21 protein-coding genes are annotated in these 18,367 nt (G+C 71.1%); 12 read left to right on the forward strand and 9 right to left on the reverse strand.

Annotated features, from left to right (window positions below; translation table 11 throughout):
• Positions 1-28: 28 nt before the first annotated feature.
• From Acy02nite_RS29015 to Acy02nite_RS29040, 6 genes are read left to right on the forward strand one after another with little or no spacing between them, the layout of a single operon-like run.
• Positions 29-367: a PadR family transcriptional regulator gene (locus tag Acy02nite_RS29015; RefSeq protein ID WP_425548222.1), complete on the forward strand. Its 339-nt coding sequence runs from the start codon at positions 29-31 to the stop codon at positions 365-367.
• Positions 364-1,338 carry a hypothetical protein gene (locus Acy02nite_RS29020; protein ID WP_203746462.1) on the forward strand — a complete coding sequence of 325 codons (975 nt, stop codon included), beginning with the start codon at positions 364-366 and terminating at the stop codon, positions 1,336-1,338. The genes Acy02nite_RS29015 and Acy02nite_RS29020 overlap by 4 nt, the downstream gene beginning before the upstream one ends.
• Positions 1,331-2,977, forward strand: a complete 1,647-nt coding sequence (locus Acy02nite_RS29025) for an alpha-amylase family protein (protein WP_203746464.1) — start codon at positions 1,331-1,333, stop codon at positions 2,975-2,977. Before Acy02nite_RS29020 ends, Acy02nite_RS29025 begins: the two co-directional genes overlap by 8 nt.
• A 51-nt stretch (positions 2,978-3,028) precedes the next feature.
• Positions 3,029-3,793 (forward strand): 3-oxoacyl-ACP reductase FabG, encoded by a 765-nt coding sequence (gene fabG / locus Acy02nite_RS29030; protein ID WP_203746466.1) that lies wholly within the window; start codon positions 3,029-3,031, stop codon positions 3,791-3,793.
• 36 nt (positions 3,794-3,829) lie between these two features.
• A complete protein-coding gene (locus tag Acy02nite_RS29035) occupies positions 3,830-4,252 on the forward strand; it encodes a hypothetical protein (RefSeq protein ID WP_239175321.1) in 423 nt (140 codons plus the stop codon).
• Positions 4,253-4,259: 7 nt separating this feature from the next.
• On the forward strand, positions 4,260-5,726 hold the full coding sequence (locus Acy02nite_RS29040; protein ID WP_203746468.1) for a glutathionylspermidine synthase family protein: 1,467 nt from the start codon (positions 4,260-4,262) through the stop codon (positions 5,724-5,726).
• 361 nt (positions 5,727-6,087) lie between these two features.
• On the opposite strand, the gene Acy02nite_RS29045 is transcribed toward Acy02nite_RS29040, so the two are convergent.
• The gene (locus tag Acy02nite_RS29045) at positions 6,088-6,519 is read right to left on the reverse strand and encodes a hypothetical protein (RefSeq protein ID WP_203746470.1); all 432 of its coding nucleotides are present in this window, start codon (positions 6,517-6,519) and stop codon (positions 6,088-6,090) included.
• Entirely contained in the window at positions 6,512-6,877 is a 366-nt protein-coding gene (locus Acy02nite_RS29050; RefSeq protein WP_203746472.1) for a hypothetical protein, read from the reverse strand. Before Acy02nite_RS29050 ends, Acy02nite_RS29045 begins: the two co-directional genes overlap by 8 nt.
• Before the next feature lie 78 nt (positions 6,878-6,955).
• On the opposite strand from Acy02nite_RS29050, the gene Acy02nite_RS29055 reads away from it, so the two are divergent.
• Positions 6,956-7,852: a Gfo/Idh/MocA family protein gene (locus tag Acy02nite_RS29055; RefSeq protein WP_203746474.1), complete on the forward strand. Its 897-nt coding sequence runs from the start codon at positions 6,956-6,958 to the stop codon at positions 7,850-7,852.
• 42 nt (positions 7,853-7,894) lie between these two features.
• On the opposite strand, the gene Acy02nite_RS29060 is transcribed toward Acy02nite_RS29055, so the two are convergent.
• A complete protein-coding gene (locus tag Acy02nite_RS29060) occupies positions 7,895-8,083 on the reverse strand; it encodes a hypothetical protein (RefSeq protein ID WP_203746476.1) in 189 nt (62 codons plus the stop codon).
• Positions 8,084-8,397: 314 nt separating this feature from the next.
• On the opposite strand from Acy02nite_RS29060, the gene Acy02nite_RS29065 reads away from it, so the two are divergent.
• Positions 8,398-8,754, forward strand: a complete 357-nt coding sequence (locus Acy02nite_RS29065; RefSeq protein WP_203746478.1) for a hypothetical protein — start codon at positions 8,398-8,400, stop codon at positions 8,752-8,754.
• Between the two features lie 3 nt (positions 8,755-8,757).
• Here Acy02nite_RS29065 and Acy02nite_RS29070 read toward each other — a convergent pair whose 3' ends face one another.
• A complete protein-coding gene (locus tag Acy02nite_RS29070; RefSeq protein ID WP_203746480.1) occupies positions 8,758-9,753 on the reverse strand; it encodes a helix-turn-helix transcriptional regulator in 996 nt (331 codons plus the stop codon).
• 323 nt (positions 9,754-10,076) lie between these two features.
• Here Acy02nite_RS29070 and Acy02nite_RS29075 point away from each other — a divergent pair, with 323 nt between their 5' ends.
• Positions 10,077-10,433: an STAS domain-containing protein gene (locus tag Acy02nite_RS29075; RefSeq protein ID WP_014694448.1), complete on the forward strand. Its 357-nt coding sequence runs from the start codon at positions 10,077-10,079 to the stop codon at positions 10,431-10,433.
• A gap of 138 nt (positions 10,434-10,571) precedes the next feature.
• Here Acy02nite_RS29075 and Acy02nite_RS29080 read toward each other — a convergent pair whose 3' ends face one another.
• Genes Acy02nite_RS29080 through Acy02nite_RS29090 form a run of 3 tightly spaced genes read right to left on the reverse strand, consistent with a single transcriptional unit; the run spans position 10,572 to position 13,620 of the window.
• Positions 10,572-12,146, reverse strand: coding sequence for an MDR family MFS transporter (locus Acy02nite_RS29080; protein ID WP_239175324.1), 1,575 nt, complete (start codon positions 12,144-12,146; stop codon positions 10,572-10,574).
• The gene (locus Acy02nite_RS29085) at positions 12,143-12,769 is read right to left on the reverse strand and encodes a TetR family transcriptional regulator (RefSeq protein WP_203746482.1); all 627 of its coding nucleotides are present in this window, start codon (positions 12,767-12,769) and stop codon (positions 12,143-12,145) included. Before Acy02nite_RS29085 ends, Acy02nite_RS29080 begins: the two co-directional genes overlap by 4 nt.
• A gap of 41 nt (positions 12,770-12,810) precedes the next feature.
• Positions 12,811-13,620: an alpha/beta hydrolase gene (locus Acy02nite_RS29090; protein WP_203746484.1), complete on the reverse strand. Its 810-nt coding sequence runs from the start codon at positions 13,618-13,620 to the stop codon at positions 12,811-12,813.
• A 68-nt stretch (positions 13,621-13,688) separates the two neighbouring features.
• Here Acy02nite_RS29090 and Acy02nite_RS29095 point away from each other — a divergent pair, with 68 nt between their 5' ends.
• A complete protein-coding gene (locus Acy02nite_RS29095) occupies positions 13,689-14,027 on the forward strand; it encodes a winged helix-turn-helix transcriptional regulator (RefSeq protein ID WP_203746486.1) in 339 nt (112 codons plus the stop codon).
• Here the strand turns inward: Acy02nite_RS29095 and Acy02nite_RS29100 are convergent.
• Complete coding sequence (locus Acy02nite_RS29100) at positions 14,017-14,475, reverse strand: hypothetical protein (protein ID WP_203746488.1); 459 nt, start codon at positions 14,473-14,475, stop codon at positions 14,017-14,019. The two genes, Acy02nite_RS29095 and Acy02nite_RS29100, sit on opposite strands and share 11 nt — an antisense overlap.
• A gap of 73 nt (positions 14,476-14,548) precedes the next feature.
• Between Acy02nite_RS29100 and Acy02nite_RS29105 the strand changes: the two genes are divergently transcribed.
• Complete coding sequence (locus Acy02nite_RS29105) at positions 14,549-14,917, forward strand: nuclear transport factor 2 family protein (protein ID WP_203746490.1); 369 nt, start codon at positions 14,549-14,551, stop codon at positions 14,915-14,917.
• Here the strand turns inward: Acy02nite_RS29105 and Acy02nite_RS29110 are convergent.
• On the reverse strand, positions 14,874-16,517 hold the full coding sequence (locus Acy02nite_RS29110; protein WP_239175326.1) for a CocE/NonD family hydrolase: 1,644 nt from the start codon (positions 16,515-16,517) through the stop codon (positions 14,874-14,876). The genes Acy02nite_RS29105 and Acy02nite_RS29110 overlap by 44 nt on opposite strands.
• A 56-nt stretch (positions 16,518-16,573) precedes the next feature.
• Between Acy02nite_RS29110 and Acy02nite_RS29115 the strand changes: the two genes are divergently transcribed.
• Complete coding sequence (locus tag Acy02nite_RS29115; protein WP_239175327.1) at positions 16,574-18,340, forward strand: serine/threonine-protein kinase; 1,767 nt, start codon at positions 16,574-16,576, stop codon at positions 18,338-18,340.
• The last annotated feature ends 27 nt before the right edge of the window (positions 18,341-18,367 follow it).

An 18,367-nucleotide genomic window follows, 5' to 3' on the forward strand; every position in this document is an offset into this window, starting at 1 on the left:
TCGGTATATTCTTCCCGCCGTGACAGACATGCCGATGCGGGAGCCGACGTTCCTGGTGCTCACCGCCCTGGCCGAGGAGCCCCGGCACGGATACGCGGTGATCGAGGACGTGGCCACGATGACCGGCGGGCGGGTCCGGCTGCGCGCCGGGACGCTCTACGCCGCGCTCGACCGCCTGCGCCTCGACGGCCTGATCGAGGTCGATCGCGAGGAGGTCGTCCAGTCCCGGCTGCGGCGCTACTACCGGCTCACGGGGGCCGGCGAGCAGAGCCTGGCCGCCGAGTCCGCCCGCCTGCGCCAGCAGGCCACCATTGCCGAGCGCCGCCTCAAGATCCGTCGGGCCGGCCTCGGGGGAGCCACCGCATGACCACCTTGGAGAAGACGTATCGCCGGCTGCTGCGGGTCTATCCCGCGGCCCACCGCGAGGTCTACCAGGAGGAGATGCTCGGCGTCCTGCTCGCCGGCTCGCCGCCGGGCCGGCGCCTCCCTCGCCCGGCCGATGCCCTCGACCTGCTCCGCGCCGGCCTCGCGGTCCGCTTCAGCAGAGAAGCAAGGGCCGATTGCAGTACGGCGTGGCGCGACGCCGCCGCGCTCAGCGCCCTCTTCGTGGCCCTGTTGATCGGCGGTTTCGCCGTGGCCACGGTCACCGAGGCGATCGCCGACCGGCTGCACCACGTCCCGACGACGCTCGGCGGTGCCGCGGGCCTGGCCGACCCGGCGTCACGCGCGGTGGCCTGGCTCGCGGTCGCGGCCGCCGCGCTGGCCGGGCGTTACCGTGCGGCGGCCGTGCTCTCCGGGGTCACGCTGCTGGTCGAGCTCGGCACCCTGACGTTCTGGGTGGGCCTGACCCCGTGGGCGGCGATGCGCCTGGCCTGGGTGCCGAGCATGGCGATCCTGGTGGCGGCCGCTTTCGCCACCGCGCGGACGGCCCGCCCGGCCCGGGTGCTGGCCGGCCGCCTCGGTCTCGGGATGCTGGCGGCCGCCGTGTCGGTCTCCCTGTTCGCCGCCTGGGCCGAACGGCTGCCGTTCCTGCAGGTCGACGATCTCTCGGTCTGGCTGCCACTGGCGCTGTTCGCCGGCGTGACGATCGGGCTCGAGCCGCCGGTGCGCCGTCGCGTGGCGCTGGTGTTCCCGGGGATGCTGCTGGCGCCGATCGTGCTGTTGCAGACCTGGGACTCGACAGTGCTGGCCGGCACGACCACCTGGGTGCCGGAGACGGTCACCGCGGGTGAGGTGGCGCTCACCCTGGCGCCGCTGGGGATCGTCGCGGTCGCCGCGGCCGGGTTCGCCCGACGTTTTGCGGCGGGGACGGGCGGACATGTAAAGGTGCATGAGTGACCGGTGGTACCAGCAGGCGGTCGTGTACTGCCTGGACATCGATACCTTCGCCGACTCGAACGGCGACGGCTGCGGGGACATCCCCGGACTGATCGGCCGTCTCGACTATCTGGCCCGGCTGGGTGTGACCTGCCTGTGGCTGAACCCGATCCACCCGTCGCCGGACCGCGACGACGGTTACGACGTGGCCGACTTCTACAACGTCGACCCGCGGTTCGGCAACCTCGGGGACTTCGCCGAGCTGCTGCACCAGGCCGGCAACCGGGGCATCAAGGTGATCATCGACCTGGTGGTCAACCACACCTCGGACAAGCACCCGTGGTTCGTCTCCGCCCGGTCGTCGCCCGATTCGCCGTACCGCGACTGGTATGTCTGGAGCGAGACCGAGCCGGCGGATCGCCACCAGGGCATGGTCTTCCCCGGCGAGCAGGCGGAGACCTGGAGTTACGACCGCACCGCCAAGCTCTGGTACTACCACCGCTTCTACAAGTTCCAGCCGGACCTCAACATCAAGAACCCCGAGGTGCGCGAGGAGATCAAGAAGATCTGCGCGTTCTGGCTGCAGCTGGGGGTGGCCGGGTTCCGGATGGACGCGGTGCCGTTCATCATCGAGGAGACCGACCCGGGCAACCCGGACGCGCCCAAGGACTTCGCGTTCCTCACCGAGCTGCGCTCGCACCTGCAGTGGCGCAAGAGCGACGCGGTGCTGCTCGCCGAGGCCAATGTGGAGCCCGCGCAGCTGGTCACCTACTTCGGCGACGAGGGCGGCTCGGGCAACCGGATCCACATGCTCTTCGACTTCATGCTGAACGCCAAGATGGTGCTCGCGCTGGCCCGGGAGGATCCGGAGCCGATCATCGACGCGCTGCGGGACACGCCGACGCTGCCGCCCGGCGGTCAGTGGGCGACGTTCCTGCGCAACCACGACGAGATCGACCTGTCGCGGCTCACCGCCGAGCAGCGCGCGGACGTCTTCGCGAGGTTCGGCCCCGACGAGGACATGCAGCTCTACGGCCGGGGCATCCGCCGGCGCCTGGCCCCCATGCTCGGCAACGATCGGCGGCGGATCGAACTGGCGTACGCGCTGCAGTTCAGTCTCCGCGGTACCCCGGTGCTGAGGTACGGCGAGGAGATCGGCATGGGCGACGACCTGAAGCTCGAGGGCCGCGACGCCATCCGCACCCCGATGCAGTGGTCCGGCATGCCCAACGGCGGGTTCTCCGGCGCGGAACCCGATCAGCTGGTCCGCCCGATGATCACGGACGGGGACTTCGGCTACGAGAAGGTCAACGTCACCCTGCAGCGCCATGACCGGACCTCGCTGCTCTCCTGGTTCGAGCGGATGATCCGCACGCTGCGCGAGGCGCCCGAGGTCGGCAGCGGCACCTGCTCGTACGTCGACGTGCCCGTGCCGAAGGGCCTGCTCGTGCACCGGGCTGAGGACGGCACCGGCACCATGCTGTTCCTGCACAACCTCGGCCCGGACGACGTGACCGTCGACCTGAGCAGCATCGGCGAGACCGCGGAGCTGCCCAACGACGTGCTCGCCGACTCCGAGTACCCGGACCCGGGCAAGCTCGCCGATCTTCCGGTGGCCGGATACGGATACCGGTGGATCCGCGTGCGCAGAACTGCCTGACCCGGATTAGAGTGCGGCAGGGAGCAGCGAAGATCACAACGGGAGGCCGCAGTGTCGCAGTCCGCATCGTCGAGGGTCGCCATCGTCACCGGAGCCGCCCGCGGCATCGGTGAGGCCATCGCACTCAAGCTCGCCGCTGACGGCCTCGCCGTGGCGGTCGTCGACCTCGACGAGGGCGCCTGTGCGAACACGGTCACCGCGATCCACGACGCCGGCGGCACCGCGGTCGCGATCGGCGCCGACGTGTCGAAGCCGGAACAGGTGACCGCCGCGGTGGAGCGGGTCGTGGCCGAGCTCGGCCCGCCCACTGTCCTGGTCAACAACGCCGGCGTGCTCCGCGACAACCTGCTCTTCAAGATGTCCGACGACGACTGGGACATCGTGATGAGCGTGCACCTGAAGGGCTCGTTCCTGTTCAGCCGCGCGGTGCAGAAGCACATGGTCGACGCGGGCTTCGGCCGGATCGTGAGCCTGTCGAGCACCTCGGCGCTGGGCAATCGCGGTCAGGCGAACTACGCGGCGGCCAAGGCCGGGCTGCAGGGCTTCACCAAGACGCTGGCCATCGAGCTCGGCAAGTTCGGCATCACCGCGAACGCGGTGGCCCCCGGATTCATCGTCACCGACATGACCCGGGCCACCGCGGCGCGGATGGGCGTCGACTTCGCCGACTTCGAGAAGGCGTCGATCGGTCAGATCCCGGTGGCCCGCGCGGGCCGTCCCGAGGATGTGGCGAACACCGTCTCGTTCCTGGCGAGCGAGGGCGCCGGATTCGTGTCCGGTCAGGTGATTTACGTGGCCGGTGGGCCGAGAGACTGATGCTGGCAACTTGCTGAGAGCGGCTACAAAGAAGTGATGAACCGACGCATGAGTTCCCGCAGCGTGTCGCTGACCAGCACATTCCTGCTGCTCGCCGCGGGCGGCGCGGCGGCTTGTGACAACGACCGCTATCACGACGAAGGCTTCTACTGCGCCGACGAGAACGGTGTGATCGTCGACGAGGACTACTGCGACGACACCCACCGCAGCGGCGCCTATTACGGCGGCGGTGGCGGGTATTACATCTACCACTCGCCGAGCTACCGCTCCGGTTACCGGGTCGGCGAGAAACTGCCCTCCGGCGGCAGCCGCTTCGCCTACAACGACTCGGCCTCCCGCAGCACGTACGGGCTGCCGTCGACCGGCCGGGTCGGCAACGGCACCGTCAAGACGGGCGTCGTCGGCAAGGGTGGCAGCGGCAGCAAGGGCTCCTCGGGCCACGGCTCCTCGGGTGGATGATCAGTAGATGCGACGCATTCCGTACGGTCCGGTCCGGGACGGCTGGCGGCTGACCAATTTCAGTCTCGGGCTGACCTACAACGACGACGTGCTGCCCGACGGGTCGATGTACTCGTACTGGCAGGAGGGGCCGTACTACGACTTCACCGCCGCCGAGATCGAGGAGCTCGAGGCGGCCACGGCGACGCTGTACGACATGTGCCTCGAGGCCGGCGACTGGATGGTCGAGCAGTGCCCACGGCGTACCGTCGAAGGCCGCAGGCAGGGTTTCATGTCCTCGATCTGCACGCCGGAGGCGTGTTTCCTGAGCCGCATCGGCATCCCGGAGTACACGCACGAGCAGATCATCCGGACCTGGTTCGACGGCGACGCGGAGACGTGGACGCACTACGACAAGGACCCGGACATGCGCACGCCGATGCAGACGCCGGACTTCTCGCCGAGCATCTACGGCCGCTTCGACCTGTGGTACCACGGCGCCGGCAGCACCCCCAAGCTGCTGGAGTTCAACGCGCAGACGCCGACGTCCCTGGTCGAGGCCGCGGTGATCCAGTGGCACTGGATGGACCAGACCGGGGTCACCCGGCACGAGTGGCGGCAGTGGAACTCCATCCACGACCGGCTGGTCGGCTGGGAAGCGACCCCGGGCGGCGAGCCGGCCGAGCCCGGCGCGTGGCGGCGCAACATCGCCAAGCTGCGCGAGGCCCGTCCGTGGCTCCCGGAAAAGCCCAAGATCTTCTTCGCGTACGAGACGTCGGACACTTCCGGCGAGGACCGGATGAACGTCGCCTACCTGATGGCCACGGCCGAGGAGGCCGGCTTCCCGGTCGAGTTGATCGCGATGAGCCAGATCGGCTGGGACGTTGCCGACGACCGGGTGGTCTTCGTGCCCGGGCCCGGCCGTGAGCACGAGGCACAGCCGATCGACGTGATCTTCATGCTCTACCCGTGGGAGTGGTTCTGGCACGACGAGGGCGGCAAGGCCTTCTTCCGGAACATGGCCGACCCCGCGAAACGCGGCACGGTGTGGATCGAGCCGCCCTACAAGGCCGCGCTGCTCGGCAACAAGGCGCTGCTCCCGGTGCTGTGGAAACTGTTCGGTTCCGACCCGGAGCGCGGCAAGTACCTGCTGCCGGCCTACTTCGCGGAGTCGTCCAAGGCGGCGCAGCTCACGTCGTACGCGAAGAAGCCGATCTGGGGTCGCGAGGGTGGCTCGGTGACCCTGGTCCGGGACGGGACCCCGATCGTCGACAACCCTTCGGAGTACGGGTCGGACGGGCGCTACATCGTGCAGGAACTCCGCGAGCTGCCGTCCTTCGACGGGCTGGAGGGCACGGTCCACCCGGTCATCGGCTCGTGGCTGATCGACGGCGAGCCGGCCGGCATGGGCATCCGTGAGGGCCTCGGCGTCGAAGGCCTTGTCACCAGGGACAACTGCAACTTCCTGCCCCACGCCATCGAGTCCGAGAACTGACCATCCCTGAGCACCAGCCGAGTTCCGTCGGCTGGTCCTCAAGGGTGTTTCCCACCTGTATTGCACCCCTGAGCGCCAGCCGCCCGGAGCAAGCTGGCGCTGACGGTTGTTTTCCGCACGTATTGCAACCCTGAGCGCCAGCCGCGCTGGGCGAGCTGGTGCTGACGGTTGTTTCCGGCACGTATTACAGCCCTGAGTACCAGTCGACCGCCCGCCTGCCGTGATGCCGCACCCGGGTCAGCGGACCGCGCCCACCCAGCGACCGCTCGCGGCGGCAGCACCGTGGTCAGGGCGGAGGTGGCCTGGCTAGCGAACCGTGCCCACTCAGCCACAGTTTGCGGCGGCAGCACCTTGGCCGCTTCTAGCCCCGCTCCGGCCGGCGACGCCAGATCCACCACAGCCCGATGAACGGCAGGATCAGCGGCACATACCCATACCCGCTCCCATACCGCGACCACACCGTGTCATCCGGGAAGGCGACCGCATCAGCAATGCTCAGGGTGCCCACGACCAGCACCCCGATCAACTCGATGCTGCAGCTCACCAGCGCAATGAGCCGCCCCCGGACCCCGCCCACCGCCAGGCCGACCGTAGCCGCGATGTAGACCAACCCGGCCAAGGCGGACAACACATACGCCAGCGGCGCCTCGCCGAAGTGGGTGCTGATCTGAACCAGCGCACGGGCACTCGCGGACAGCGCGAACGTGCCGTAGACAAGCAGCAGGACCCGCCCGAGACCGGTGCCGAGCGCGGCGTCGCGGGGCCGGGCGGAGGTGGTGGGTTCGTCAGGCACCGGTCACCGACGCGATCTGCTGCAGGCGCAGCACGAGGACGGGCAGGACGACGGCGCCGACGCCGAGGATGAGGCTGCCCCAGCGGGTGGGTTCCATCTTGGCCAGCCAGGCGGTGACCGGGGCGAAACAGATCGTGGTGATCAGGTAACCGCCGAACGTGGCGGTGTCGGATGGGCGGGGCCCGTCGAAGAGGCCGATCACGGCGACCACGACGAGGACCGCGACGAGGGCGCTGAGCCCGCCCATGGTCAGCAGGTCGAGGCGGCTGGGCGCGCGGTCGAGTGCGGAGCGCAGGAAATACCACGCCGCGAGGAGGAGAGCGACGACGATGGTCGCCACCGAGAGGGGACCGTTCACCCGGCACAGGTTACTGAGGTGACCCTGGGCTGGTAACTTCCGGCCCCTGGAGATCTTGCAGAGGAGAGTGGGCAAACAGTGCGCTTCGGATTGTTCGGTACTGGCCCGTGGGCGCACATGGTGCACTCCGAGGCCCTCGCGCGGCACCCGGAAGCCGAGTTCGCCGGTGTCTGGGGACGGAATCCGGCCAAGGCTCAGGAGTTGGCCGCCAAGCACGGGAGCCGCGCCTACGAGGACGTGGACGCGCTGCTCGCCGACGTGGATGCGGTCGCGATCGCGCTGCCGCCGGACGTTCAGGGGCCGATCGCGCTCCGGGCGGCCCGGGCCGGGCGGCATCTGATCCTGGACAAGCCGGTCTCACTGCGTACGGACGAGGCCTCGGAATTGGCCTCTGCCGTCGCGGAGCGTGACCTTGCGTCGGTGGTCTTCTTCACCCGGCGGTTCGTGCCGGAGACGGAGAAGTTCCTGGCCGAGGCGGTCGCGGCGGGCGGCTGGACCGAGGCGCGGGTCGACCACCTCGGTTCCATCTTCACGCCGGACAACCCGTTCGGCGCCTCGCCGTGGCGGCGTGAGCGTGGCGGCCTCTGGGATGTCGGGCCGCACGCCCTGTCGCTGGTGCTGCCGGTGCTCGGGCCGGTGACCGAGGTGACCGGGATGGCGGGCGAGCGGGACCTGACGGCGCTGGTGCTGCGCCACGAGGGTGGCGCGATCAGCAGGCTCACCCTTTCGGTGGACGCCCCGGCGGCGGCCGCGCGGCAGTCGGCCGAGTTCGCCGGCGAGGCCGGGGTGTGGCCGGTGCCGGCCGTCGAGTTCGACGCCGTGGACATGTTCGGGCGTGCGATCGATCAGCTGCTGGCAGCCGCCGCGGGTGGCCCGGCCTCCGCTGTCGACGTCCGGTTCGGCCGGCAGGTGACGGCGGTGCTGGGTGCCGCGGACGAGGCGATCGCGCAGGGCCGGACGGTCCGGCTCGCCTGAGCCGGACACACGTCCCATCCCTGCTGGGGAACGCTGTCCCGGCTAGGGAACGGTCCGCTCGATCGCGGCGGCGCCGTCGCGCTCGAGTTCGGCGCGCGCCCGCGCGACGTTCTCCGGCGTCGGGTCCTTGCCCTGGGCCACGGCCAGATCCTCGGGGTCCCAGGGCTGCTCGGCGCCGGTGCGCCAGACGGGCGGCGCGCTGTCCTCCGGCGTTGTCCGGATCGTGTTCATGGGTGTCCACCTCCGTGTGAAAGATCTGCCCGGAACCCATTCTGTACGCCGGGTGAGGGTAAGAAGGCCCGAACTGAGCGCTAACTGGACAGGACCTGCGCGTTACGGATGGACGCAAAGTAGTGGGCCGAATACATTTTCGCCTGTCATGTACGCCCGGGGCGGACCGTCCCGAGAGCCGGGCCCTGGCCCGGCGCGGCGTATGTGGGGTGAGGGGACTGGGACCGCATGGCCGACTGCACTGATCACGGTTTTGCAGGTGGGCACGGTAGTGCCGGTGGCGCCCGGGAGGGAACGCCGGAAGCAGGCGCGGCATGACCGGGCTCTGGGACGCGGAGCGGGACGCGGGCGAGGTGACGCGGGCGCTGAACGGCCTGGCTGCCCTGCTGGGCCGTGACGCGGAGGAGCCGCCGGACGCGGACACCCTGCGGATCATGCGGCAGCTCGTCGAGGCCGGCGCGTCGTCGGCCGGCCGGGTGCAGGGATATCTGCGGCAGTTGCGCGGCCCGGGGGACGGTGACGCGGTCGCGCTGGCGCCCGTGCTGGCCCCCTGGCGGGATTGGACGCCGTCGCACGGCCCCCTCTTCGGGGCACGTCGGGCGCCGGTGACGCGGTCGGCCCGCCGCGCCGGCGAGGTGCCTCAGCCCCGCCGGTGCGATCCGGGGGAGTGACTCTCAGCCGGGCCGGCGCAGGGTCTCCGACGGGGAGACGCCGAACCTCGCCCGGTACGCCGAGGCGAAGCGCCCCAGGTGGGCGAAGCCCCACCGGTTGGCGACCGCGGCCACCGTGACCAGGCTCGGGTCCGCTTCGCGCAGGGTGTCGTGCGCCCGATCCAGCCGGGTCTGCTGCAGGTACGCCATCGGTGTGCACCCGAGATGCCGCCGGAACCCCTCCTGCAGCGAGCGCACGCTCGTCCCCGCGATGCCGGCCAGGTCGGCCACGGTGAAGGCCCGGTCCGGCTCGTCGTTGACGGCGTCCAGCACCCGCCGCAGTGCCCGGGGCGGCCCGGCGCCGGCCGGCGTGGTCAGCTCGTCGTGGTAGCGGTGCGGCACGCTGAGCAGCAGCCCGCTCAGCACGCTGCTGCACAGCTGCTCGGCGATCATGGGCTGGTAGATGAGGCTGGTCTCGTGTTCCAGCTCGTCGTGGAGCAGCCGGATCAGCCGGCTCCAGCTGTGCGCCGGGCCGCCGGTCAGGTCGAACGCGGGTGGCAGGTCGATCGGTCCCTCGATCGGGTGACCGAGCAGCGACGCGAGTTCACTCTCCAGGGCCCACCGCTCGATCCGCACGTCGATCTCCGCAGACGGCGCCTCCGGCCGCAGGTAGACCGGATCGCCGGGCCGGAAGACGAGCGCGGTGGCCGGCCCGGCGGTGAGATCCCGTCCGTTGCGGCGGGCCAGCACGCGCCCGATGACCGGAAGGGTGACGTGGTACGCGTCCACCTCGGCCGCGATCAGCGTTACGCCTCCGGCGAACCTGAGATGACCCACCGTGAGCGGTCCGAGTTGGATCACCTCGACGTCGACCTTGGCGTCGGTGGTCTCGGGCGCTCCCAGGGACACCGGGTGGTAGAAACGATTCAGTACGTCACGGGCCTCGCGGACGCCGACGCTGTCGAAGTAGACGTTGTCCGGGGCCGGTGCGGAACCGGCTCCGGGGCCGGCGTCACCCATGCCGTCCGGTGCTCCATCGCATACGGTGAGTATTCGGCCAGTTTCAGTGGACAGTCAACGTGGTCGCCACGCAGTGACCGTTCCAGCACATTCCGGCCATATGAACTACTCTGGCGTTCCGCGCCTACGTGGCGTAACTTGCAGACCAGCGGATTGTTGTAGGAACGCGGGTTCGGCTGGGCATCTCCAGCGGCTGGGCGTCTCCAGTGAATGGGCGTCTCCCAGCGAACGCCGCGTGCGGATGACCTTTTCATCGGGGCGACCCCACCGTGTCCCGCGGCAAGTCGGTGTCGGACCTCCCGGCGCCAGAAGAGAGGGCAGCTGTGTATCTGCCGATCACGACCCGCCAGCTGGCCGACGGCACTGTCGAGATCGCCCCGAGCGGCGAAATCGATCTGGACAACGCGCACGTCATGCGGGACGCCGTGAACGACGTTCTGACGACCATGACTCCCAGCAGGATCTGCCTCGATCTTCAGCGCGTGATGCTGATCGACAGCATCGGGATCGGCATCCTGGTGGCGTGTTTCCACACCGCGGCCGCCAGCGGCATCAAGCTCGTGGTGAGTCATCCCAGTGCCACGGTCTACCGGCAGCTCTGGGTTTCCGGCCTGGTCGGCCTGCTCGGCTGCGCCGAGCCACCCTCGCCGCGCACCTCGGTGGGCCTGCGGCCCTCCTGAAAGCCCGCGCGCGTTCCCGCGGCCGTTTCACCCGGGTGGGTGGCGACGGCTGACCGATTCCGACATGAGAAAAGGCGCGGCCCCCGTGGGGTCGCGCCTTTTCCAGCTGCCGGTGCGGGCCGGAGCCTTGTCCGGCGGTCAGTGCAGGGCCGCGGTGGCCTGCTCCTGCGCCGCCCGCTCGTCGCCGGTGAGCGTCGAGAGCGGCTTCTCCTTGATGAACAGGACGGCGATCACCGCGAGGAACGCGATCGGGGCGCCGATCATGAAGAGGTGGGCGGTCGCCGTACCGTAGATGTCTTCGAAGATCGCGCGTGCCTCGGGCGGCAGGGTGGCCAGGTCAGGCACCTTCGCCGAGCCGCCGGAGCCGGCCGCGGCGCCGAACTTCTCGGTGGCCAGCGACGTGACCTTGGCGGCCAGGACGGCGCCGAGCGCGCTCACCCCGATCGAGCCGCCCATGCTGCGGAAGAACGTGAGCGCCGAAGTGGTGGCGCCCAGCTCGGTGGCGGGCACGTCGTTCTGCGCGGCCAGCACCAGGTTCTGCATGAGCATGCCGACGCCGATGCCGAGCACGGCCATGTAGACCGAGATCAGCGGCACCGAGGTGTCCGCGCCGATGGTGCTCAGCAGCAGCATCCCGCCGGTCATCACGACCGCGCCGGCGACCAGGAAGATCTTCCACCTGCCGAACTTGGTGATCAGCTGGCCGGCGACCGTCGAGGAGACCAGCAGGCCGAAGATCATCGGGAGGCTCATCAGGCCGGCCACCGTCGGCGACTTGCCCAGCGAGATCTGGAAGTACTGCGACAGGAACACCGTGCCGCCGAACATCGCGACGCCGACCAGCACGCTCGCGATGACCGTGAGGCTGACCGTGCGGTGCCGGAAGATCCCCAGCGGGATGATCGGCTCGGCGGCGCGGGACTCCACCCAGACCGCCAGCGCCAGCAGCACCAGGCCGCCGGCCACGAACGCGGCGCTCGTCCCGGAGATCCAGGCGAAGTGCTGCGGGCCGGCGAGCGTGGACCAGATCAGCAGCGTGCTGACCCCGGCCGTGATCAGCAGCGCGCCCAGCCAGTCGATCTTCACCTCGCGGCGGGTGACCGGCAGGTGCAGCGTCTTCTGCAGCATCAGGATCGCGGCGATCGAGAACGGCACGCCGATCAGGAAGCACCAGCGCCAGCCCAGCCACGACGTGTCCACCAGGACGCCGCCGATCAGCGGGCCGGCGATGGTGGCGACGCCGAAGACCGCGCCGAACATGCCGGAGTAACGCCCCAGCTCACGCGGCGGGATCATGGCGGCCATCACGATCATGGCGAGGGCCGACATGCCGCCCGCGCCGACGCCCTGGGCGATGCGGCTGACCAGCAGGATCTCCACGTTCGGGGCGAGGCCGGCGATCAGCGAGCCGACCACGAACAGGCCGAGCGAGAGCTGGATCAGCAGCTTCTTGCTGTAGAGGTCGGCCATCTTGCCCCAGAGCGGGACGGTGGCGGTCATCGCGAGCAGCTCGGTGGTGACGATCCAGGTGTAGACGGACTGGCTGCCGCCCAGCTCGGCGATGATCGTCGGCAGGGCGTTGGCGACCACGGTGGACGCCAGGATGCTGACGAACATGCCCAGCATCAGGCCGGACAGGGCCTGGACGACCTCGCGGTGGGTCATCCGGCCGCCCGCCTCGGCGGTGTCGGCGGGGACGGGGGTAGCGGTCATCGAATTCCTCGGTGCGGTGATGGGGGTGGGTCGGCCAGGCCGCCGGCGACCATGCCGAAAGCCTCGTGCACATGATCAGAAAGGCGCATTTCCGGTACGTCCGTAGCGCCGTTTTGTGCGTCTGCCGCCCATCGCATCAGGGCCACCCGGAGGGCGGCGCCCGTGACGGCGGCGAGCACCGGTGGATAGGGGTGACCCGGAGTGAGGCCCAGACGTTCCGCGATCGCGGCGGTCATCTCCTGCTCGGCGGTCGCGGCCGTGGCGGCCAGCCGGGGGAGCAGGTGCGGATTGTTCATGATCACGCGGAGCCGGAGCAGCCACAGCTCCCGATCGTCCTGGATCAGCCGGATCGCCGGGGCGAGGGCGGCCTCCACCGCGGCCAGCGCGGGGCCGGGCGGGGCGCCGATCAGCAGCTCCCGCGGGTCGGTGACGCCCTCCAGCGGGTCGCCGACGAGGGCGTCCTCCCTGGCCGGGAAGTAGTTGAAGAACGTCCGCGGGGAGACGCCGGCGGCCTCGCTGATCTCGTCCACCGTGACGCGATCGGCGCCGCGCTCGTCGGCGAGCCGGAGCGCGGCGCCGATCAGGGCGCGCCGGGTGAGCCGCCGCTTGTCGTCCCGGTTCATGCTCCGGAGGCTACCCACAACTTTGCAGACTCTGCAAAGTTTTAAAGCGTCCGGCTCAGGAACTCCACCGTTCGCCCCACCGCCCGGGTCACGTGCTCGTCCACGTCGTAGAGGTCGACGTGCCGGCTGGAGTCCAGCCACAGCGTCTCGTCCGCGTGCATCGCCTCGGCCAGCTCCGGCGAGCAGTACGCGTCCACCCGGCCGTGCACGATCAGGCTCGGCGGCAGCAACGGGCGCACGCCGAGCACGTCCAGCGTCATCAGGCTGTGCAGCGAGCCGCGGGTCACCCGGTTCTCCCAGCCCGGAGTGCCGATCCAGGCCGAGTAGTACGACCACGGCTCCTCGCCCGGCATCGCCGCCTCGCCGTCCAGGGCGACCGCCGGAAGCTCCTCGTCGTAGCGGTCGATCATGTCGATCAAGGCTTTCCGGTACGCCACGTGACCCATCCGCTCGGCGAACCAGGCCGGGCTGTTGTAGGCCCCGGCGATCCCGGCGACCGCCTTCACCCGGGGATCCGTGGCGGCGGCGCGCATCGCGTACCCGGCGCCCAGGCAGATCCCCACGAGCGCCCGGTCGTACCCGTCCAGCACGCCCACCGCCGCCCGCAGATCCGCCAGTTTGCCCTGGCTGTCCTCATGCCCACGGCGCCCCTCGCTGGCGCCGAAGCCGCGGTGGTCGAACGCCAGGGTGGTGATGCCGGCCGCGGTGAGGCGCTCCGCGTACTCCGCCACCACCTGTTCCTTCACGCCGCTGAACGGGCCGGTGAGCACTGCCGCACGATTGCCGGGAGCGGTGCGCAGCACCCCTTCGAGGCGAAGTCCGTCACTGAAGAACGTCACTGTCTCGGTCACGGTCCGACGCTAGGCTGCCTGCGTCGGGCTGGACAGAGGGCACTTCGGGGTGCCCATGGGGGTGGGGCGTGGACCTGGTCGTGCCGGACGTGCTGGAGGAGGACTGTGTCACGCGGCAGGCCCTGGAAAGGCTCGCGGTGAAGTGGCGGGTGCTGCTGATCTACGCGCTCGCCGACGGGCCGCAACGCCCCGCCCGCCTGCGTCGCCGGATCCCCGGGATCAGCCCGAAGATGCTCACCGAGACGCTGCGCGGGATGGAGACCGACGGCCTGGTCAGCCGCCGGGTGTACCAGGCCGACCCGCCGCAGCACGTCGAGTACGAGCTGACCGGGCTCGGTCGCACGCTGCGCGAGCCGCTCGCCGCGATCTGCGCCTGGGCCCGGGACAATCGGACTGTCAGTCGTTGAGCTGGGTGTGCTGGATCTCGGTCAGCGCGGCGGTCAGCCACACCCTGGGGTCGCGCCCGGCCAGCAGGTCGGTGAGCAGCAGCGCGGCGTTGCGGGCCAGCGCGGCCGGCTGCGGCGCCGGGATGCCGTCCTCGTCCAGCACGCCGAGCGCGCCGGCCAGCAGCCAGAGGACGACCTGCGGATGCGCGTCCGGGTGAGCGCGCACGCAGGAGGCGAGCGCGGTGCGGACGTCGTCGGCGGTGAGCCCGTCCGGATGTCCCTCCTCCAACAGCAGGCGGACCGTCGTCCCGAGGATCAGGCCGGCGTGCGCCGGGTCGAGAGCGGCCAGGTCGTTCACGGCGTCGTCCAGCGCCTCCGCCTCGCCCTTGCGGACGGCGTCGACGGCCGCGGTGACGGCCACCGCGACCGGGCGGGCCGGGGCCGGCAGATGGCGCCAGTTGTCGGTCACCACGTGACCCTATCCGGCGCCCGGATCGCTCTGGTCAAATGACGGGTCGGCTGACGCGACGGGAGGAGGCGCGATGACGAGCCTGGATGCGGTGACCGCCTGGGTGCGGCGTTACCGCCGCGCGTGGGAGTCGAACGAGCCGGACGACATCCGCGATCTGTTCGCTGACGACGCGGCGTACTTCACCGAGCCGTACTCACCGCCGTGGGTCGGCCGGGAGGCGATCGTGGCGGGCTGGCTCGCGCAGCGCGACGAACCGGGCACGACCACGTTCACCTGGCAGCCGGTGATCATCACCGAGGAGCTCGCGGTGATCGAGGGTCGCACCGTCTACCCCGACCGGGAGTACCGCAACATGTGGGTGCTGCGCCTCGACCACACCGGCCAGGCCCGCCAGTTCACCGAATGGTGGATGGAGGTGCCGCCGCCACCGGCAGGGTGAGCGCCGACCCGGCGATGTCCACGGTGTGCCGGGCGGCGGCGAGCCCGGCCCCGTCAGGGCCCCGGTTCCGGTCGAAGCGCGGGAACGCCCCGCCGGCGATCAGCAGCCGCAGCCGGTTCCCGGCGAGCAGCCGGTGGAAGCACGGATCCAGGGTCAGCGTCAGCCGCTGCGGCTCGCCGGCCGGCACCGACGCGTCCAGCCGGAGGTACTGGTCGGCGAAGTTGCGCGAACGGCCACGCGGATCTACGTCGCAGAGACGGACGAAGACATCCGCGTACGGGTTGTCCACCGCGACCGTGAGCGTGAGCTCCGGGCGCCCGATCACGTCGACCGCGGTCGGCAGCGGATCGGTGGTGAACGTCAGCACGTCCCGCCGCGCCTCCAGCGCCCGGTTGTCCCGCACGCCCATCGAGCCGGTCAGTGTCCGCCCACCCACCGACGGGGTCGGGTCGGCCGGGTCGTGGACGAACTCGGCGACGCCCTCCGGCCCGTCCGGCGCGGTCGTGGTCAGCCGCCGCCCGGCCCGCAGGTGGAACGTCGCCGGATCGGCGGGCGGTGGCCACGCGGGAAGCTCGTGCCAGGCGCGCTCGCCGGTCCGGTACGCCCGAACGGGTGATTTGCGGGCCGCGGGGCCGTTCGTCAGGTGCTGATCGAGCCAGGCGACGCTCTCCCGGGTCAGAACCCCGGCGCCCTGCATCCCGGCCTGCAGATGTGTCCACGGGCCGATGGTCAGCGCGACGTCGGCGCCACGGGCGCGCAGGGCCTCGTACTGCGCCATCGTCTGGTCGAGGAAAAGGTCCTGCCAGCCGCCGATCAGGAGCACCGGGATGTCCAGGCGGGCCAGGGCCGCGCCCGCGCGGTACGGCGTCCACCACGGGTCGTCGCCGTCCGGGTGCTCCAGCCACTCCCGGTACCAGGGGGCGCGCCCGAGCAGCACCGGCTCGGCCGCGTCGGCCAGTGGCAGCCCCTCCTGCGCGGGCCGCAGCCGGCGCTTCGCCGTGACCATGCTGAACAGTCGCCCGGCGAGCCCGTCCTCCTGGTGCGCGATCTGATAGCTCCAGCCGAGGAAGTCACCCAGCGTGAACGCGCCCGTCCCGAAGACCGCCTCCCGGAAGTCGTGCGGGCCGACGTAGAGCACCGCGGTGCGCAACTCCGGCGGCGGGTCCTGCAGCAGCGCCCACTGCGACCAGGCCAGGTAGGACGCCCCGAGGGTGGCCAGGTTCCCGTCGAACCACGGCTGCTCGCGCAGCCACGCGACGGTGTCCTGACCGTCCTCGGCCTCCTGCGACATCGGGCGGAACACGCCCTCCGAGCCGAAGGTCCCGCGCACGCTCTGTAACAGCACGTGGTAGCCGCGCGCCGCGAAAACGGTCCCGTTCATCACCGGATTGGGCAAGCTCCGCCCGTACGGCGTCCGGATGAGCACCGTCCCCTTCGGCGTGGCGGTGCCCGGGGCCAGGTGGTCGCCGAGCAGGCGCACCCCGTCCCGCATCGGCGTCCGCACCTGCTCCGACGTGTAGCCGTGCGAAGCGGGCGGGAGACCGAGGAACCGGCTCACCAGGGCATCGGCCGGGCGGGGGCGTCTCGAGGCTTTGTCCACGATCTCAGAAGATATCCACGCGCCGCGGAATATGAAAGATGAATGGCATTCGCAGGATGGCCGATGTGCGAATTCCCGAGCATTTCGGCAAACTGCGACGAGTGGACGAGGGACGCAAACTCGGAGGACGTTACCGACTGCACGACGAACTCGGCCGGGGCGGAATGGCCATCGTGTGGCGGGCCACCGACGAGGTGCTGAACCGGCCGGTCGCGGTGAAGGTGCTGGCCGGGCGATACGCCGGCGACGACCGGTTCCGCTCGCGCATCCTGCACGAGGCGCGCGCCGCGGCGACCCTGTCGCACCCCAACATCGCGCAGATCTACGACTTCGGCGAATCCGACGAGGACGGGACCCCTGTTCCGTACGTCGTCATGGAATTGATCAATGGGCCCACGTTGCAGCAGCGTGTGGCGGATGCGCCGATGCCGCCCCGGCGGGTTTTCCGGATCTGCGGTGAGGTGGCTGCGGCCCTCGCCGCCGCGCACGCCGACGGCCTGGTCCACCGGGACATCAAGCTGGCCAACGTGATGGTCACGCCGGCCGGGGCGAAGGTGGTGGACTTCGGCATCGCGGCGGCCGCCGGGCCGGCCGAGCCCGACGAAGGGCTGCTCGGGACGCCCGCCTACCTGGCGCCGGAACGGCTCACCGGCGGCGCGATCGAACCGGCGTCGGACGTGTACGCGCTGGGCGTGCTGCTGTACCGCCTGCTCGCCGACGAGTCGCCGTGGACGGTGGAGACGACGACCCAGATGCTGTCGGCGCACATGTACGCCGAGCCAGCGCCGCTGCCGGAGCTGCCCGGGGTGCCGGAGGCGGTGGCCGAGATGGTCGACCGCTGCCTGGCCAAGGAGCCGGCGGACCGGCCGGACGCGGCCGAGGTGTCGGCGATCCTGGGCGACGCGGCGGAGGCGGCCGTCCTGAAGCCCGCCACCGCCGGGGCGCCGCCCGTGGAGGGCCGGCATTCGTCGCCCCCCGCCGCGCCTGTGCCGGCCGGCGGCCCCTCGCCGGACGACCCGCCGTCCGGGGCGTTGCCGCTGAGTGGCACGCCGTCCGGCGAGTCGCCGATGGACGGCCGGGGTCCGGAGGGATTCCCGCCGGAGGACCTGAACGCTGCTGCCTCCTCGCTCGACGGCCGGCAGGCCGGGCCGGACGACCCGGAGTGGATCCCCGGATTCGAAGCGGGCGAGGCGGTGCTCCCGCCCACCCGGCTCGACGGCGAGACCGAGCTGATCGCGGGAGCCCGGCCGGGCCGGCCCCGGCACGACAACCGGCGGCTGCTGCTCGCCGGTACGGTGCTGGTCGCGCTGCTGCTCACCCTCCTCGGATGGTGGGCCACCCGGGCGGATGATCCTGACCCGGCGGCGGTCGGCGCCGTGCCGCCCGTGAGCCGGGCCGCGGTGCCGCCCGGCCGCCCGCGGTCGGCCGCCGCCACGCCGCCGAGCCCGAGCGGCACCCGGCACGACCGGAGCGCCGCCGCCGTGGCCAGCAACCTGCCGGCCAGCGCCGCCGTCTCGCCGGCGCCCGGCTCGGCCGAACCCTCCCCGGCGCCCGAGCCGAGCGCCGGCGAGAGCGCGCCGCCCACCTCGGCCGGCCCGGAGACCACCCGCCTGGTGTCGAGGGGCGGCGCTGTCAACGCCATCTGCGTCTCCGGGAACGTGCAGGTGCTGAGCTGGGAACCGGCCGACGGCTTCGTGGTGGAGGGAGCCGACCCGGGGCCGGGCCTGACCGCGTCGGTGGTCTTCGCGAACGGAATCAGCCGTTATCGCATGTCGATCACGTGTTTCGGGGGCAAGCCGTCCGCTGTGGTGCTGCCGCTCTAGAGCCTGCCCTTGCTGTCGCCCACCCCG

The organism is Actinoplanes cyaneus (assembly GCF_016862095.1).
GTDB lineage: Bacteria > Actinomycetota > Actinomycetes > Mycobacteriales > Micromonosporaceae > Actinoplanes > Actinoplanes cyaneus.